The sequence below is a fragment of the Hominisplanchenecus murintestinalis genome, from assembly GCF_943193015.1.
Classification (GTDB): domain Bacteria; phylum Bacillota; class Clostridia; order Lachnospirales; family Lachnospiraceae; genus Hominisplanchenecus_A; species Hominisplanchenecus_A murintestinalis.
The window spans coordinates 1-17073 of sequence record NZ_CALPCM010000010.1; the positions used below are offsets into that span (position 1 = coordinate 1).

The following is a 17073-nucleotide window of genomic DNA, read 5'->3' on the forward strand; positions in this document are numbered from 1 at the left end:
TTCGGTAAAGTTGTTATTGCTCAGTACTACCTTTGTTTCATCTTCGTCATCATCCTCTCTACCCGGAGTCTTAAGGTATTATTTTGTGTATAAATTATAAAGAAAATCTTCACTAGATATTGAAAATAAAAGGGATTAAAAATCTTTTATGTAAAAAATACAGAGTATTTTACAACAAAAATACATCAAAGTCTGAGTTTGGTGCATAATAGGATGGATACTGTAAAACATATATTTATTTCCGCAGCAAGTTAAGGCTGGAGCTGTTTGGTATGTAGATGTTGTGGAATATGTGACTTTGAAAGAGGAGAGATGAAACATGGCAATGAAAAGACGAACAGATAACAAAGGCAGAATTTTAAGGGTGGGAGAAAGTCAGAGAAAAGACGGTAGATATCAATATCAGTATACGGATTCCGTCGGCAAAAGGCAATGCATTTATGATTTAACCTTAGCAGGGTTAAGAGAAAAAGAAAAAATGATTATAAGAGATTTGAGAGACGGAATAAGAACAGGGGAGTCTAAAAAGATAACACTGAATATTTTGTTTCGTAAGTACCTGGAGAATCATAAAACAATAAGGAAGAGTACAGAAGTGCTTTATAAGAGTTATTGGAAAAATCACATAAAAAGTGCGGATATAGGGGAAAGGGCAATCTCTGATATAAGAAGCAGTGATATTGTGAGATTTTATAATCATTTGTTGGAAAAGGGATTGTCCAGCAGAACAGTAGGTGTAATTAATGCCGCGTTGCAGCCATGTTTTGAAATGGCAATAGAAGATGATCTAATAAGAAAAAACCCATGTAAAAATGCAATGGCCAGGATACCGCAGACAGAGGCGGCAAATAGGAGGGCCATGACCATTGATGAACAAAGGCGTTTTGTCAATTTTGTATCAAAGGATAAAGTGTATCGCCATTATTTGCCCTTGTTTACGACTCTTCTGGGGACAGGAATGAGAATTGGGGAATGTCTGGGACTGACTTGGGAAAATCTTGATTTTAAGGATGGCTTGATTTATGTTACACATTCTTTGAGATATGATAATTATGGAGATGGATATAAACTACATATATCGAAACCGAAAACGGAAAGTGGTAAAAGAGTAATTCCAATGATGGAAGATGTCCGCTGGCAGTTATTAAAGCAAAGGGAACACAGCTTCATGAGCCAAAGCAGCAAAGAATGTATGATAGATGGTTATAGCGGCTTTGTGTTTGTAAAAGAAACGGGCAAGGTATTTCTGACAAATGAAATAAATGCAATGCTCAACCGGATATGCAGAAAATACAATAAATTGGAAGAACGAGCGGCGGAAGAGGAAAAACGCCATCCTATTGTTCTTCCACATTTATCTGCCCACGTGATGCGGCATACATTTTGCACCAGATTCTGCGAAAATGAAACGAACGTAAAGGTGATTCAGGAGATTATGGGACATAGCAATGTAGGGGTGACAATGAACATATATAATCATGTGACATTAGATAAAGCAAAGGAAACCATGAAAAATATGGAGGGGAAAATGATAATTTCGTAGAGTATAAAAAGGTACAACAGTTTTACAACAAAAGCCGATGTAGAGTAGCGCAATCTGCTTCCATGCCGCATATATTATGGATGACAGTAAAGTTTTGTGGGAGGTGTCTATTGAATATGAATACGGGATCCTGTGATTTTGCTGTTATTGGCGGGGATATGCGGCAGGTTTATGCTGCCCGGATGTTAAAAGAACGGGGATACAGGGTGTGTTGTGCGCTGCTCTGCGGTGATGAGGGATTGCCGGAACAGGAGCTTAGGGAGGCAGTCTGCTCTGCACGTGTGGTTCTTGCCCCGGTGCCGCTGTCTGTTGACAGGCTTTATTTAAACCAGAAAAGTGGTGAAGGCGCCTTTCCTCTGACAGAGCTTTTGGACTGTCTTAAGGAAGGGCAGAAGTTTTACGCAGGATGTATTTCGGAAGAGTTTGCATATGCTGTGTCAGATAAAGGGGCAGAGGCGATTGATATTATGAAGCAGGAAGAAATTGCGGTTTATAACACAATTGCTACTGCAGAAGGAGCGGTGGCAGAAGCCGTAATGAAGAGTCCGAGAAATCTTCATGGCAGCAGGTGCCTGGTGCTGGGCTATGGAAAATGCGCGCGGACACTGACGGCGCTTTTGAAAGGCATGCACTGCCAGGTTCAGGTTTGCGCCAGAAATCCTGCGCAATTGGCGGAGGCGGCTATTTTGGCAGATAAAGCTTTTGAATTTGGAGAACTTGAGGCTGCGCTTCCGGATTATGATTTTATTTTTAATACGGTTCCAGCTATGATTTTGAACCGCAGGATGATAGAAAATATGAATTCTGCGGTTTGTATTTTTGATATAGCGTCGGCTCCGGGAGGAGTAGAATTTGAAGCGGCGGAGGAATTGGGGATTTCTGCATGGCTGTTGCCGGGGCTTCCTGGGAAATATGCGCCTGCATCTTCCGCAGAGGCAATTGTGCGTTATCTTATTGGAAAATAGATAACAGTTTGGCAGGGCTTTTACAAAAATAATTTAGAATATTGAGGAGAGGAAATTTATGTCATTAAAAAGAAAGAAAATCGGTGTGGCATTTACAGGATCTTTCTGCACCTATCGGAAAGCATTCCAGGATTTACAGAAGCTGATAGATGAAGGGGCAGAAGTTACGACCATTTTTTCAGATGCGGCACAGTCTATTGACAGCCGATTTGGACGTGCAGATGATTTTCTGGAGGAAGCAGCGCGGATTACCGGAAAATCAGCGATACGTACGATTGCACAGGCGGAACCGATTGGCCCGGGAAGCCTTCTGGATGTATTGATTATCCTGCCGTGTACGGGGAATACCATTGCAAAGCTGGCAAATGGCATTACGGATTCACCAGTGCTGATGGCTGCAAAAGCACATTTGAGGAATGAGAAGCCGTTAGTGCTTTCAATTTCTACAAATGACGCACTAGGTATGAACATGAAAAATATCGGTCTTCTGCTCAATGCCAAACACATTTATTTTGTGCCTTTTGGACAGGATAATCCAGAGAAGAAGCCGAATTCTATGATTGCTAATACAGAATATCTGCTTCCGGCGGTGGAGGCAGCTATAGAGGGACGGCAATATCAGCCGATTCTCTGCTGAATCGCGTAAGCAGCAGACGACCTGTGTGCCAGGCTGGTCTGCTGCCTGTATGTTGTAAGAGATTGTAGTAGAAAGGAGAACACTGCATGTGCGGAATTGCAGGATTTTGTAACCCTTCAATTGTTTTAGAAGATGAGAAGAACAGATGGCTGCCCATACTTGATGAGATGAACCGCGTCCAGAGACATAGGGGACCGGATGATGAGGGGGTTTATTTGAAACAGGGCTGCGGACTTGCGCACGTCCGTTTGAAAATCATTGATTTGGTGACAGGGCATCAGCCAATGACCTGTCGAAAGGATGGCGGGGAATGCACGATTGTATACAATGGTGAGATTTATAATATGCCGGAGCTGAAAGAGGAGCTTTTGTCAGAGGGAGCTGTATTTGAGACGGAAAGTGATACGGAAGTCATTCTTCAGGGATATCTCCGCTATGGAGAAGAATATGTGAAAAAGCTCAACGGGATTTTCGCGTTTGCCATATGGGATTCCCGAACAGAAAGACTTTTTCTTTTCCGTGACAGGCTTGGCGTAAAGCCGTTGTTTTATACCATGAAAGAAGGGATGTTGGTATTTTCTTCTGAAATAAAAGGGCTGTTTGCCTATCCGGGGGTGAAGCCTATCCTTGACAGGGATGGCTTGTGTGAAATATTTGCGCTGGGTCCTGCAAAATCTTACGGCAGAGGAGTATTTCAGGGAGTTCGTGAGGTGCTCCCCGGAGAATATCTGTGTTGCAGCCGGGAAGGTATTCAATCGGTTATTTATTGGAAACTGGAAAGTCATTTGCATGAGGAGTCTTTTGATGAGACGGTAGCACATACAGCATGGCTGGTGGAGGATTCCGTAAAAAAGCAAATGCTTTCTGATATTCCTGTCAGCACGTTTTTGTCAGGAGGGATAGACAGCAGCCTGGTAACGGCAATCTGTGCCAGGGAGCTGCATCGCCAGGGGAAGGTACTGAATACGTTTTCCTTTGATTTCCAGGACAATAGCCGCTATTTTCGCGCCAATGCATTTCAGCCGGGGGAAGACCGCCCATGGGTGGAAAAGATGATAGAATCCTCTCAGACGAATCACCGCTTTTTGGAATGCAGTAACATTTTGCAATATGAGTATCTGTTTAAGGCGGTAGATGCCAGGGATTTACCATGCATGGCAGATGTAGAGTCATCTATGCTATATTTCTGTTCTCAGGTGAAGGGGTATAATACAGTAACGCTTACAGGGGAATGTGCGGATGAAATTTTTGGCGGATATCCCTGGTTCCACAGCAGGGAGGCGTTTGAAGGGGAGCATTTCCCGTGGACGCCAAGTATGGAGCCGCGAAAACAGCTGCTTAGTGATGATATGCTTCGGGAACTGCCATTGGAAGAGTATGCGCATACAGCCTATGAGCGCACAGTGAAAGAGACGCCGCAGCTTTTTGGCGAATCTGCCGAAGAAGCACGCAGGCGGGAGATTTCTTATCTGAATCTGAGATGGTTTATGGTGACACTGTTAGATCGGATGGACCGAACCAGTATGCACTCGGGACTGGAGGCCCGCGTGCCTTTTGCAGATCACCGTATTGTGGAATATTTATGGAACGTGCCGTGGGAGATGAAAAGTCATGGGGGGATCGCTAAGGCGCTGCTGCGTCATGCTGCTGCGGGGCTGGTGCCGGAAGAGGTACTTTGGCGGAAAAAGAGCCCTTATCCGAAGACTTACGATCCGGCGTATGAAAAGCTGTTGGGAGAAAAATTAAAAGAAGTGATTTCAGAGCCGCAGGCTCCGGTGCGCAGCCTTCTTGATACACAGAAGGTTCGGAAGTTTCTTGACAGCCCATCGGATTATGGAAAGCCTTGGTATGGGCAGCTGATGGCAGGTCCTCAGATGCTTGCATATATTCTGCAGATTAATTATTGGCTGGAAAAATATCAGATTCAGATATTGTGAGCAGAGAATGGCTTACCGGGGAAGGGAGTTAACGGATAAATAGAAAGAATTCTGCCCCTGCATATGCGGTGCAAAAGATTGTTCGTATGGCATATGCGGGGGCAGGAATTATGTTTACGAGCAGCTGTAGGTAATATCAATGACACCGTTGGTTTCTTTGACATTTTCAATACAGAGCCTCAAGTTCGGGTGCGCCCTGTCAAACAGCGGGATGCCGCCGCCCAGTACAACCGGCATAATATGCAGATGGAATTCATCAATCATTCCGGCAGCTATAAGCTGATTGGCGAGATTGGAGCCGCCGCAGACCCAGATATGTTTGCCTGACTGTGCTTTCAACTCTGCCAGAAACTTTTCGGGGCGCCGCTGTATGAAAGCGATGCCTCTTTGGTCATCCATTTCCTTGTGGGTAAAGACATAGCTTTTCAGAGTCGGGTAAGGCCAGGTATCTGGTGAAAGCTCTTCTGTAATTTGTCGATAAGTATTCATTCCCATTAGAATGGTATCTGTTCCGGAGATGAACTCTTCATATCCGTAATCTCCGCTGTATTCTTCGGATTTACCTACAAGCTGGCTGACAGAACCGTACTGGTCGGCAATATATCCGTCTAAACTTACTGAAATGTACAAAATTACTTTTCTGGCCATAAAATAAGCCTCCATTTTCTGTCTGCCGGATGCAGACGTTATTTCTGAAGTAACGGTAACATCAGGTTACTGTTTACCTCATGTGTAGTAACTAATATACTACGAAAGTAAAAAAAGCTCAAGATGAAAGTTGTTAAAAAGTACAGGGGTGTGTTATAGTGGAATCACTATTTGTAGAGGAGCAGAGGGATGGACATAAGGAAAAGGGTAGTAAGAGTTGGGATTTTTCTAATGCTATTAGGGGCAATAGTTTTTGGAAAGGATGCGCAGGGGGCTTCAGGAAAAGCACGTGTATTGCTTGTGACCAGGGGGGAGTATAACGATTCATATAATAGTTTAAGCCCTGCACCGGAAAATGACGGAGAGAATTTCAGACGTGTTCTGGAGCAGGCATACGGCGAATTGCTTGCAGAAACAGTGGTGAAAAGAAAGGAGGGGGCAGATACAGTTGCAGGTGTACAGAAGGTTGTTTATGAAACGTTTAAAGACGCAGAGGATGGAGATATTAATTATTTCTACTATTCAGGACATGGGGTGCAGAAAGGAAGCGGGGGTGCGAAGGAGTCAACGCTTTTTTTGGCGAAAGGCCAATATATGACTGCCAAGGACTTGGCAGCGGCTTTTGAGGGAGTTAAGGGAAGAAATATACTGGTGATGGATTGCTGCTATTCCGGGGGGATGGTGAGCCGGAATGTGCAGGAGACGTCCGTATCAGAAGGATTTGCAGAAGATTTTGTGGATGCATTTCAGGAGGCGGTTTCAGACTGCGGGACTCGTGCGCGCTCAGCGCTGACAAGTTCAGGGTTTCAGCTTTTGATGGCGGCGGGGGAAGAAGAGCTTTGCTGGCAGCAGAAAATCAGTGAAAGTAATGAGACGCTGGAGGAAGAAGCTGTTGAGACAGGGCTGTTTACTGCAACGCTTTCCTACGGGTGCGGTGTGAATCCGGCGAGGGTTGGGAAAGAGACAGGATATGGTTTAGATACGGCATCTGCAGATTATAATCTGGATGGGGAAATATCATTGGAAGAGATTACAAGATACATAGAGAATACGTATCATTATACAGCGAATCATGTAAGGTGTTATCCGGCGAATGACAGCAGGAGCTTTCTCCCCGTGGGAGAAGGGCTTACACCCGGCGCAGCTTTTGGAAATATTGTTCCTGCTAAGGATTCTGCAGGCAATGCGATCGTAAAACTGTTTGGCCATATGAAACAGGGAGTGCTGGCGGAATATGCGGTTTATCAGGGGGATACGGAAGATCTGGGAGCCTGGGCTATGCAGGCGCTGCGGGCAGCAGAGACACCAAAAGAGGGGGATGGCGTCTGGAAAGCGGCAGAAGGGCAGATTGCATGTGAAGGACAGTTGGGGAAGGAATATGTTGTACATATTCCGGCGGATAGTTTGGATGAGGGGAAGTATTATGCAGCTGTACGGCTGCCGGGCCAGGAACTTCGTTATCTTTTGCCCTTTGTGCTGGAGGGAACGTCAGGCAGTGGTCTGGAGGAAAATTTTCGGTTGATATTTTCAGGCAGCCATTATAAGGAAGGGGAACCAGAAGGCGTCGGGATTTTCACCTCAGGAGGTGGAAATGAACTGGTCATCCGGGCGGATTTCGGCATTACGGAAGACCCGGATGAAGCGACGCCTTATCTGAGCTGCTATATATACAGTGAAGCAGACTATGCGGAGCAGGGAAGTGAGCCTGTAAAGATTTTGGGAAAAAATATGTTGATGCAGGTTGTGCCTACAGACTACCAGGCGATAGGACATGGAAATGTACTCGAAAGAGGAAATTGCTATCGTAATTTTTATTGGGATGGAAAAAATTCGGCCGGACAGCCGGTGGAGGAAGGTATGTATTATGCAGTGGTGAACGCTGCGGGTGCAGTGGAGGGTTCCAGAAGGGCAGCAGTATATGTGAAAGCGCCGGTTCCAGAAGAGACAGAACCCGGGGCTCCGTCAAATCCACAAGAACCATCGAAATCGGAAACGGAAAAAATGACGGAAACAGACCAGGAAAGACCTTCAGAGGCGCCAGGCACGACAGAAACAAAGAAGGAAGAAACGAAACAAGATACCAAGCCGGAAACGGTAAGTATAAAGATAGGGAAAAAAGCAGTAAAGAGCATTACTATGGGGAAGAAGGAAAAAGTTCTGCTGATACCTGCCGTTCGCCCACAAGGAAGTAAAGTGTCGTATATTTCCTCTAATCCCAGGATAGCGTCAGTGGATGCACAGGGGAAAGTCAAGGCGAAAAAAGTGGGACGTGCGGTGATTACTGTGCGTACTGCAAAAGGAACGTCCGCTAATTTGAGTATCCGTGTGAAAAAGGCGCCTGCTAAAATTATGTTTTCAGCTAGGAAAAAAACTCTGAAAGCCGGAGAGAGCAGCAGGATAAAAGTTAGATTTCCGGCAAAGTCCGGCAGCTACAAAATTACCTTTACCAGCAGCAGAAAAAAAGTGGCGGCAGTAGGGGCGGATGGGAAAATCAGGGCTTTGAAAAAAGGAAAAACAATAATCACTGCCCGCAGCTTTAATGGGAAAAAAGCCAGGATAGCGGTAACAGTGAAATAGGGAGTGGCCTGGAGTAAGTAACTTTCCGTTAAATGAGAACTTGAATGTGGAGCAGCAGCGTTTCGTTAGAAATATAGTGTTAACTATAGAGATAATTTGGTTGACAATAGAGAGGGGATCTACTATAATGACAATAGTCAACCGGAAGATAATGAGAGTTGACAATTCGAAGGATGTGCGAGGAGAGATACTATGGAAGGTAAAAAACAATTGTCAACAAAATCGATTATTCTGGTGGGAATGTTTGCAGCGGTGCTGGCAGTCATGTCTCAGATTGCGATTCCTATGCCGTCAGGTGTGCCCATGACACTGCAGACGTTTGCAGTAGCTTTGGCAGGCGCAGTGCTGGGGTGGAAGCTGGGCGCATTATCAGCGCTTGTTTATCTGCTTCTGGGTGCGGCGGGGGTTCCGGTATTTTCAGGAATGAGCGGCGGACTGGGGGTTTTGCTGGGAAAAACAGGCGGTTTTATTTTTGGGTTTATTTTCATGGCGCTGCTGTGCGGGCTGGGAGCGGCTCAGAAGAACAAAGGAATTAGAGGAATCTGTGGACTTGCGGGCCTGGCAGTCTGCCATGTCCTGGGCGTTTTGCAGTTTATGGTGCTGACACAGGTGTCTTTTGTGGAATCGGCAGTTCTTGTATCAGTTCCTTTTCTGCTTAAAGGCATTGTTTCTGTAGCGCTGGCATTTGTAATAGGGGAAATTCTGCGAAAGGCTTTGAATGCGGCAAACATATTGACTTATGCAAAGAAAGCTTAGAGTACATCATCTGCTGTGCATTCCGCTGTTTCAGGGATATGGGTATAGCGATAGCTTCAGCAGAAATATGGAAGCGCAGATAGAATATCTCAAGGCACATGCAGACGAGAAGATTTCACTGGTGTGCGCCCCGGATATGATATGTGAGAGATGCCCAAATCTGAAAGACGGGAAATTTTGCCGGGAGTCAGGGGACAGAGTCAGGGAAAAGGACAGGCGGCTGTATGAATCTCTGGGATTGGAAGGAGAATGCTTTACTTTTCGATTACTGCTTCAAAGAGCAGAGAATGCGGTGACGGAAACAGTCTTTTTAGAGTCCTGCCAAGACTGTGAATGGCGGGAAAGGGGGTTGTGCTCCTGGGAAAAATACCGGAGAGGCCTAAAGAACATGTATATTTAAAGGAGGTCTTTTGCGGCATGGCTGCAGAGGGCAGCGATATGTTTTGTGAAAAGTCACGAAGTTTAATATTTTGTATGGTGAAAAAAACAAAGAAATGTCCATTTTCCGCATGAAGGGAAATGGACATTTCCAGTGTTTTGTGCTATGATTAACACATATGGCAAAACATAGGAAATATGTATGAAAGGATTCTATGCGAGTCCAAAAAATAAGGAGGAAAAGCAAAAATGGCAAGAAAAATGAAAACCATGGATGGTAACCATGCTGCGGCTCATGCATCTTATGCGTTTACGGATGTAGCAGCTATTTACCCAATCACCCCGTCATCTGTTATGGCTGAAGCTACTGACGAATGGGCTACCCAGGGAAGGAAAAATATCTTCGGACAGGAAGTTCAGGTAACGGAAATGCAGTCTGAGGCAGGTGCGGCAGGTACGGTACACGGATCTCTGGCAGCAGGTGCGCTGACGACCACATACACAGCGTCCCAGGGTCTGCTGCTGATGATTCCGAACCTGTACAAAATTGCAGGTGAGCAGCTTCCAGGTGTGTTCAATGTTTCCGCGCGTGCACTGGCAAGCCATGCATTATCGATCTTTGGCGACCACTCCGATGTTTATGCATGCCGTCAGACCGGATGCGCGATGCTCTGTGAGTCCAGCGTCCAGGAGGTTATGGATTTGACGGCTGTCGCTCATATGGCTGCAATCGAAGGGCGTATTCCGTTTATTAATTTCTTTGACGGATTCCGTACTTCTCATGAGATTCAAAAAATCGAGACATGGGATTATGAAGACCTGAAGGAAATGGTAAATATGGATGCCATTGATGCATTCAGAAGAAATGCACTGAACCCGAATCATCCGTGCCAGAGAGGTTCCGCACAGAACCCGGATATTTTCTTCCAGGCAAGGGAAGCATGTAATCCATACTATGATGCGCTTCCGGCAGTTGTCCAGAAATATATGGACAAGGTAAATGAGAAGATTGGTACAGATTACAAATTATTCAACTACTATGGTGCAGCAGACGCAGAGCATGTGATTATTGCAATGGGGTCTGTATGCGATACTATTGATGAGACGATTGACTACTTGACGGCAGCAGGCGAGAAGGTTGGTGTTGTGAAGGTTCGTCTTTACAGGCCATTTTCTGCAGAAGCCCTGGTTGCCGCAATTCCTGAGAGCGTTAAGCGGATTAGCGTATTAGACAGAACGAAAGAGCCGGGAGCGCTTGGCGAACCGCTGTATCTGGATGTTGTGGCAGCGCTCAAGGGAACGAAGTTTGATGCGGTGCCAGTGTTTACAGGACGTTATGGTTTAGGATCCAAGGATACGACTCCGGCGCAGATCGTAGCTGTATACCACAATACAGAGAAACAGAAGTTTACTATCGGTATTGAGGACGATGTGACACATCTCTCACTGGAGTGCGGCGCGCCGCTTGTTACGACGCCGGAAGGAACCATTAACTGTAAGTTCTGGGGTCTGGGAGCAGACGGTACGGTAGGCGCGAACAAGAACTCTATCAAGATTATCGGTGATAATACAGATATGTATGCACAGGCATACTTTGACTATGATTCCAAGAAATCAGGCGGCGTTACTATGTCTCACCTGCGTTTCGGTAAGAGCCCGATTAAGTCTACTTACCTGATTAAGCAGGCAAACTTTGTGGCATGCCATAATCCGTCCTATATTAATAAATATAACATGGTTCAGGAACTGGTAGACGGAGGTACATTCCTGCTGAACTGCCCGTGGGATGCAGAAGGCCTTGAGAAACATCTTCCAGGCCAGGTGAAGAGCTTTATTGCAAATCACGGCATTAAGTTCTATGTGATTGACGGTATTAAGATTGGTAAAGAAATCGGGCTTGGCGGACGTATCAATACGGTTCTCCAGTCAGCATTCTTTAAACTTGCAAACATCATTCCGGAGGAGCAGGCAATCGAGCTGATGAAAGCGGCAGCGAAAGCAACTTACGGAAGAAAAGGTGATGCGATCGTACAGATGAATTATGACGCTATTGATGCAGGTGCAAAACAGGTTGTGGAAGTAGCGGTTCCGGAAAGCTGGAAAGACGCGGCAGACGAGGGCCTGGTTATGACCCACGCAGAAGGCGGCAGGAAAGATGTTGTTGATTTTGTAAATAATATCCAGAGCAAAGTAAATGCGCAGGAAGGAAATACGCTTCCGGTATCCGCATTTAAAGATTATGTGGATGGAACGACACCGTCAGGTTCTTCTGCCTATGAGAAACGCGGCATCGCAGTAGATGTTCCTGTATGGCAGCCGGAGAATTGTATTCAGTGTAACCGCTGTGCATATGTATGTCCTCACGCAGTTATCCGTCCGGTTGCGCTGACAGAGGAAGAGGCAGCTGCGGCACCGGAGGGAATGAAGACTCTGCCGATGACAGGTATGCCGAACTACAAGTTCGCAATCGTTATGTCTGCATATGATTGTACCGGATGTGGTTCTTGTGCAAATGTATGTCCGGGCAAGAAGGGTGCGAAAGCTCTGGCTATGGAGAATATGGAAGCAAATGCAGGTCTGCAGAAGTATTTCGATTATGGAGTAGAACTGCCGGCAAAGGCTGACGTTGTTGAGAAATTTAAAGAGAATACCGTTAAGGGAAGCCAGTTTAAACAGCCGCTGCTTGAGTTCTCAGGCGCGTGTGCAGGCTGCGGTGAGACACCGTATGCAAAACTGATCACTCAGCTGTTTGGCGATAGAATGTATATTGCAAATGCTACGGGCTGTTCTTCTATCTGGGGCAACTCCTCACCGTCTACACCGTACACGGTAAATGCAAAAGGCCAGGGTCCTGCATGGGGCAACTCACTCTTTGAGGATAACGCAGAGTTCGGATATGGTATGCTGCTGGCTCAGAAGGCATTGAGGGACGGTCTGAAAGCGAAAGTGGAAGATGTTGTAGCAAACGGTGAGAATGAAGCTGTAAAAGCAGCAGGACAGGAATGGCTGGATACGTTCTCATCCGGTATTTTGAACGGGCCGGCTACGGACAAGCTGGTAGCTGCATTAGAAGCATGCGGATGTGAAAAAGCGCAGGCAATCCTGAAAGATAAAGACTTCCTGGCTAAGAAGTCACAGTGGGTATTCGGCGGCGACGGCTGGGCATATGATATCGGTTTCGGCGGTGTTGACCACGTACTGGCAAGCGGACAGGATATCAATGTTATGGTATTTGATACCGAGGTTTACTCCAATACAGGCGGACAGTCCTCTAAGTCTACACCGACAGGTGCAGTGGCACAGTTCGCAGCAGGCGGTAAAGAAGTGAAGAAGAAAGACATGGCAAGCATTGCAATGAGCTATGGTTATGTATATGTAGCACAGATTTCTATGGGTGCTGATTTCAACCAGACTGTAAAAGCAATTGCAGAGGCAGAGGCATATCCGGGTCCATCATTGATTATCGCATATGCACCATGTATTAATCATGGTATTAAGAAAGGAATGAGCAAGGCTCAGACCGAGGAAGAGCTGGCTGTTAAGTGTGGTTACTGGCATAACTTCCGCTTCAATCCTGCATTGAAGGCAGAAGGAAAACCGGCATTTACCTTAGACAGCAAGGCTCCGGAAGGAGATTATCAGGAGTTCCTGAACGGAGAAGTTCGTTATAACTCCCTGATGCGCTCAAATCCTGAAAAGGCTAAGAGGCTCTTTGCGAAGAATGAGAGTGAAGCGAAGGAAAGATATGCATATCTGAATAAGTTGATTACTCTGTATGGCAGCGAGGAGTAAAAGAGTTTTGTAGAATATAAAAATTTTTGGCGGGGGATGTTGCATTTGCAGCATCCCCCCTGTTTTAAAGAATTGAGAAGGAGCGCTATATGAGAAAATTTAGGCGATGGATATTGGCGTCGGTATTTTTGTGTATGGTAATTCTTGTGCCGCAGGCAAAAGCGGAAGCGGCACAGCGTCTGTTTGATATTGTAGTGAAAGATGGGCGGACAACACAGGTAATTGAAATGAAATATGGAAAAACGCCTTATGGATATACTTCGTATTACGCAAATCAGTCAGTCATTTATGTCAGTGAAAAATCAAAGAGCGTGACATTTTCCGTGAGGAAGAATACTAGCGGGAGATATGGAAATTTTCATTTCGCATCTGTAAAAATGAAGCCGGGGGACAAACCTCAGGGCAACCTGTTTACTTATACAGTGGATGGGAAAAGGCGCGCATGGATGTTTACCGTGCAGAAATACGTGGAGCCTAAAATACAATATCTGAAGACGGCTGTTCCACGTAAGGGAAGCGCGTTTAAGCCTGGAAAGAGGAACAGTGTGAAACTGAAGGCATTTATTAAAACGGATGTGCCTGTAAAGACCATCCTGCGGATTTTGGATGAAAAAGGAAAAGTAGTGTATAAAAAGAGTTATGGAGAAAGCGGTTCAAAGACTTATACATTTGAGTGGGACGGAAAGCCTTCAAAAAAGAATACTGCAAAGCTCAAAACGTCTGGATATGTTCCGGCAGGGGAATATACAGTTAAAGTCAGTGTGTATCCTCAGATAGGGAAGAAAGTAAAAGAAGTCATTAGAGAGACAAAGCTGTGTGTAATAAAATGAGTGCCATAGAGGAGAAACGAACAGGTTTGCATCTTTCATGAATAAATGCTATACTTTCGGTAACGATTCAGAAAAAAGAGTACGGAGGTTTTACATGGAAATTTCAGGTTATGAACAGTTAAAGCAGGAAAGAATAGATGATGTCCATTCAGATGGATATCTTTTCCGACATAAAAAGAGCGGTGCGCGTATCTGTGTACTGTCAAATGATGATGAAAATAAAGTGTTTTATATAGGGTTCCGTACTCCGGTGCCGGACAGCACCGGGGTGGCTCATATTCTGGAGCACAGTGTGCTCTGCGGGAGCAGGAAGTTTCCGTCAAAGGATCCTTTTGTGGAAATGGCGAAAGGTTCTATGAATACATTTTTAAATGCCATGACCTATCCGGATAAGACTCTGTATCCGGTGGCGAGCTGTAATGATGCAGACTTTAAAAATCTGATGGATGTATATATGGACGCGGTATTTTATCCGAATATATATGAGAAAGAAGAAATTTTCCGGCAGGAAGGCTGGAGCTATCAGCTGGAAAGCCCGGAGGACGAATTGACATATAACGGTGTGGTGTACAATGAGATGAAGGGGGTATTTTCTTCTCCGGAGGACATGCTGGACAGGGAGGTTCAGAATTCGCTTTATCCGGATAACACGTATAGCAATGAGTCGGGGGGAGACCCGGAATATATTCCGGATTTGAAATTCTCTGAGTTTCTGGGATTTCATGGGAAGTATTATCACCCGTCAAATAGTTATATCTATCTTTATGGAGATATGGATGTGGAAGAACGGCTGGGGTGGCTGGATAAGGAATATCTCAGCAAATATGACGCGATGGAGGTTGGTTCAGAGATTGTCCGACAGCCTGCATTTGAGAAGATGCGCGAGGTGAGGAAACATTACTCTGTGTCCAGTACGGATTCTACAGAGGATAATACGTATTTTTCATTTAATGCTTCGATAGGCACCAGCCTTGACGCGAAGCTGTCCAATGCTTTTGCTGTCCTGGAGTATGCACTGCTTTCCGCGCCGGGGGCGCATTTAAAGCAGGTTCTCCTGGATGCGAAGGTTGGAAAGGACGTTATGGGCACTTATGACTGCGGTATTTATCAGCCGGTGTTTTCTGTGATTGTAAAGAATTCGAATCCGGAACAGAAAGAGACGTTTATGAGGATTATCCGGGAGGAACTCGAAAGAACCGTGGCTGAGGGTCTGGATGAAAAAGCTCTCCGGGCGGGAATTAATTACATGGAATTTCGTTTTCGGGAAGCTGATTATGGAACGTTCCCGAAAGGATTGATGTATGGAATTAATCTGCTGGATTCCTGGCTTTATGATGATGAGAAGCCTTTTGATTATCTGTTTCAGATATCGATATTTGATTATCTGAAACAGCAGGTGGGAACAGGATATTTTGAAGAACTGATTCGGGAATATATTTTGGAGAATCCGCATGTTTCCCTTGTTATTCTCGAACCAGAGAAAGGGATGACAGCAAAGAAAGAGGAGAAAAGCAGAAAAAAACTGGCGGACTATAAGGCGTCCCTGAGCAGGGAAGAAATTCAGGATCTGGTGGAAAAGACGAAGAAGCTTCAGGAATTTCAGGAAACGCCGGATACAGAAGAACAGCTTAGAACGCTGCCGATGCTTTCGCTGTCTGATTTGAAGCGGGAAGCACAGCCTTTGTATAATCAGGAACATTATATAGAAGAGACACTGTTGCTCCACCATAATCTTTTTACGAATGGTATTGCATATGTAAACCTGCTGTTTGACACGAAATATGTGAAGAAGGAATACCAGCCCTATCTGGGAATTTTGAAAGCAACTTTGGGTCTGATTGATACGGAGAACTACTCTTATGGGGAGCTGTTTAATGAAATTAATATGCGGACGGGAGGAATCTATGCGTCGCTGGATGTATTTCCAAACTGGAAAGAGCCTGAGAATTACCGGACGGCATTGGTCATACAGGCAAAGACGCTTTATGGAGAACTGGGATTTGTGAAAAAGATGGTGGAGGAGATACTTTTTACTTCGAACCTGGACAATGAAAAGCGTCTTTATGAAATTATTGCGCAGCTCAAATCCAGGCTTCAGATGGTATTGAATTCCAGCGGCCATACCACGGCGGTATTGCATGCCATGTCGTATTTTTCCAATGTCGGAGCGTATAACGAGGCATTAGGGGGAATCACGTTCTACAAGCTGGTGGAGGACATTGAGGAGCATTTTGAAGAACGAAAAGCCGGGCTGATTGCCATATTGAAGGAGCTTGTTTCTTCCCTGTTTCGAAAGGATACTTTGATGGTAAGCTGCACTGCTGACGTTGAAGGGTTTGAGGCGGTCTGTGGGTATGTGAAAGAACTAAAAGAAAAGCTGCCGGAAGGTAAGCTTCCCGTACAGGAGCAAATAAAAGCTGTTGGATTGAAAAATGAGGGCTTCCAGAATTCAGCAGAAATACAGTTTGTGGCGAGAGCGGGAAATTACCGTATGGCAGGATTTTCTTACACAGGCGCGCTGCGTGTCCTGAAGGTCATTATGGGCTATGGATATCTTTGGGAAAATGTACGTGTGAAAGGCGGCGCTTATGGGTGTATGAGCGGATTTAGTTATATGGGGGACAGCTATTTTACTTCCTACCGCGATCCGAATCTGAGGCAGACCAATATGGTGTTTGAGGGAGCTGTGGAAGCTGTAAGGAATTTTACGGTGACAGAGCGTGAAATGACGAAATATATTATCGGTACGATTAGCGATATGGACGTGCCGCTCACTCCGGCAACCAAGGGAAACCGTTCGCTGTATGCCTATATGTCTGGACGCACAGAGGAAGATTTTCAGAAAGAGCGGGAGCAGGTGCTCGGAGCAGATCAGGAAGCTATCCGCGGACTGGCTGATCTGTTAGCTGCGGTTTTGGCGCAGGGGGCAATCTGCGTAATTGGAAATGAGGAAAAACTGGAAAATGATAAGGATTTGTTTAAAGCACTGGTTCCTTTTGTGGGATAGAGG

The 17073-nt window shown here is 45.4% G+C and carries 11 protein-coding genes; 10 read left to right on the top strand and 1 reads right to left on the bottom strand.

The features are described from left to right. Window positions 1-319 precede the first annotated feature (319 nt). The 4 genes from NFR99_RS05625 (at window position 320) to asnB (ending at window position 5082) form a co-directional block, all read left to right on the top strand. Window positions 320-1543, top strand: a complete 1224-nt coding sequence (locus NFR99_RS05625; protein WP_251353173.1) for a tyrosine-type recombinase/integrase — start codon at window positions 320-322, stop codon at window positions 1541-1543. 116 nt (window positions 1544-1659) lie between these two features. Next, on the top strand, window positions 1660-2508 hold the full coding sequence (locus tag NFR99_RS05630; RefSeq protein ID WP_251353174.1) for a dipicolinate synthase subunit DpsA: 849 nt from the start codon (window positions 1660-1662) through the stop codon (window positions 2506-2508). Between the two features lie 58 nt (window positions 2509-2566). Continuing rightward, window positions 2567-3145, top strand: a complete 579-nt coding sequence (locus NFR99_RS05635) for a dipicolinate synthase subunit B (protein ID WP_120484405.1) — start codon at window positions 2567-2569, stop codon at window positions 3143-3145. Window positions 3146-3231: 86 nt separating this feature from the next. Next, window positions 3232-5082 (top strand): asparagine synthase (glutamine-hydrolyzing), encoded by a 1851-nt coding sequence (gene asnB, locus NFR99_RS05640; RefSeq protein WP_135975949.1) that lies wholly within the window; start codon window positions 3232-3234, stop codon window positions 5080-5082. A 114-nt stretch (window positions 5083-5196) separates the two neighbouring features. Here the strand turns inward: asnB and NFR99_RS05645 are convergent, their stop codons facing one another. Next, entirely contained in the window at window positions 5197-5730 is a 534-nt protein-coding gene (locus NFR99_RS05645) for a dihydrofolate reductase family protein (protein ID WP_158604888.1), read from the bottom strand. A 189-nt stretch (window positions 5731-5919) separates the two neighbouring features. On the opposite strand from NFR99_RS05645, the gene NFR99_RS05650 reads away from it, so the two are divergent. The 6 genes from NFR99_RS05650 to NFR99_RS05675 all read left to right on the top strand — a co-directional run bounded on the left by NFR99_RS05650 (window position 5920) and on the right by NFR99_RS05675 (window position 17070). Further along, window positions 5920-8307, top strand: coding sequence for an Ig-like domain-containing protein (locus tag NFR99_RS05650; RefSeq protein WP_251353175.1), 2388 nt, complete (start codon window positions 5920-5922; stop codon window positions 8305-8307). A 192-nt stretch (window positions 8308-8499) separates the two neighbouring features. Beyond that, window positions 8500-9063: a biotin transporter BioY gene (locus NFR99_RS05655; RefSeq protein ID WP_135975951.1), complete on the top strand. Its 564-nt coding sequence runs from the start codon at window positions 8500-8502 to the stop codon at window positions 9061-9063. Then, window positions 9047-9463, top strand: a complete 417-nt coding sequence (locus NFR99_RS05660) for a DUF1284 domain-containing protein (RefSeq protein WP_120484400.1) — start codon at window positions 9047-9049, stop codon at window positions 9461-9463. Before NFR99_RS05655 ends, NFR99_RS05660 begins: the two co-directional genes overlap by 17 nt. Before the next feature lie 227 nt (window positions 9464-9690). Then, window positions 9691-13233, top strand: a complete 3543-nt coding sequence (nifJ, locus tag NFR99_RS05665; RefSeq protein WP_251353176.1) for a pyruvate:ferredoxin (flavodoxin) oxidoreductase — start codon at window positions 9691-9693, stop codon at window positions 13231-13233. Between the two features lie 89 nt (window positions 13234-13322). Next, window positions 13323-14063 carry a FlgD immunoglobulin-like domain containing protein gene (locus NFR99_RS05670; protein WP_135975952.1) on the top strand — a complete coding sequence of 247 codons (741 nt, stop codon included), beginning with the start codon at window positions 13323-13325 and terminating at the stop codon, window positions 14061-14063. A 94-nt stretch (window positions 14064-14157) separates the two neighbouring features. Continuing rightward, window positions 14158-17070: an insulinase family protein gene (locus NFR99_RS05675; protein ID WP_135975953.1), complete on the top strand. Its 2913-nt coding sequence runs from the start codon at window positions 14158-14160 to the stop codon at window positions 17068-17070. The last annotated feature ends 3 nt before the right edge of the window (window positions 17071-17073 follow it).

Excerpts from the sequence above, each read along its gene's own strand:
- NFR99_RS05625 (WP_251353173.1), top strand. The coding sequence starts at position 320 with ATGGCAATGAAAAGACGAACAGATAACAAAGGCAGAATTTTAAGGGTG.
- NFR99_RS05630 (WP_251353174.1), top strand. The coding sequence starts at position 1,660 with ATGAATACGGGATCCTGTGATTTTGCTGTTATTGGCGGGGATATGCGG.
- NFR99_RS05635 (WP_120484405.1), top strand. The coding sequence starts at position 2,567 with ATGTCATTAAAAAGAAAGAAAATCGGTGTGGCATTTACAGGATCTTTC.
- asnB (WP_135975949.1), top strand. The coding sequence starts at position 3,232 with ATGTGCGGAATTGCAGGATTTTGTAACCCTTCAATTGTTTTAGAAGAT.
- NFR99_RS05645 (WP_158604888.1), bottom strand. The coding sequence starts at position 5,730 with ATGGCCAGAAAAGTAATTTTGTACATTTCAGTAAGTTTAGACGGATAT.
- NFR99_RS05650 (WP_251353175.1), top strand. The coding sequence starts at position 5,920 with ATGGACATAAGGAAAAGGGTAGTAAGAGTTGGGATTTTTCTAATGCTA.
- NFR99_RS05655 (WP_135975951.1), top strand. The coding sequence starts at position 8,500 with ATGGAAGGTAAAAAACAATTGTCAACAAAATCGATTATTCTGGTGGGA.
- NFR99_RS05660 (WP_120484400.1), top strand. The coding sequence starts at position 9,047 with ATGCAAAGAAAGCTTAGAGTACATCATCTGCTGTGCATTCCGCTGTTT.
- nifJ (WP_251353176.1), top strand. The coding sequence starts at position 9,691 with ATGGCAAGAAAAATGAAAACCATGGATGGTAACCATGCTGCGGCTCAT.
- NFR99_RS05670 (WP_135975952.1), top strand. The coding sequence starts at position 13,323 with ATGAGAAAATTTAGGCGATGGATATTGGCGTCGGTATTTTTGTGTATG.
- NFR99_RS05675 (WP_135975953.1), top strand. The coding sequence starts at position 14,158 with ATGGAAATTTCAGGTTATGAACAGTTAAAGCAGGAAAGAATAGATGAT.